The sequence below is a fragment of the Vibrio sp. 1978 genome (assembly GCF_033344345.1).
Genome location: NZ_JAWPOP010000851.1, coordinates 1 through 558, shown reverse-complemented (window position 1 = coordinate 558; position 558 = coordinate 1). Strand labels below are relative to the sequence as shown.

General features: G+C 48.6%; 1 protein-coding gene. It reads right to left on the bottom strand.

All coding sequences use genetic code 11. The annotated features are described in order from the left end of the window. On the bottom strand, positions 1 to 558 hold a 558-nt coding region (locus R8N49_RS29475), incomplete at both ends, for a DNA gyrase subunit A (protein ID WP_318190742.1).

Below are 558 nucleotides of genomic sequence, written 5' to 3'. Positions count from 1 at the left end.
CGACGCACGGTACTGCGGCGGAACTCAATCCACTCAGATAGGATCTGTACGAGACCTTTCACTTGAGGACGGTTATCCAAACCAATCATGTTCAAGTTAACACGGTAGCTACGCTCTAGATCAGTAGATGCAAACAAGTGGTTCATCAGCAAATCGCAATCGACGCGATTCGAACGTGGCACGATTACGATACGAGTTGGGTTCTCATGATCCGATTCGTCACGAAGATCTTCTACCATTGGTAGCTTCTTCGCACGCATTTGGTTTGCGATCTGCTCAAGCAGCTTCGAGCCAGACACTTGATGTGGAATCGACGTGATGACGATGTCTGACCCTTCTTTATGCCATACCGCACGCATCTTGATGCTGCCACGGCCGTTGCGATAGATCTTTTCAATTTCCGCTTGAGGCGAAATGATCTCCGCTTCTGTTGGGTAATCTGGACCTTTCACAAACTGCATAACTTCAGGCAATTCTGCTTTCGGATTGTCGATCAGATGGATAGTTGCGTCAGCCACTTCACGAACGTTGTGAGGTGGGATATCTGTCGCCATACCA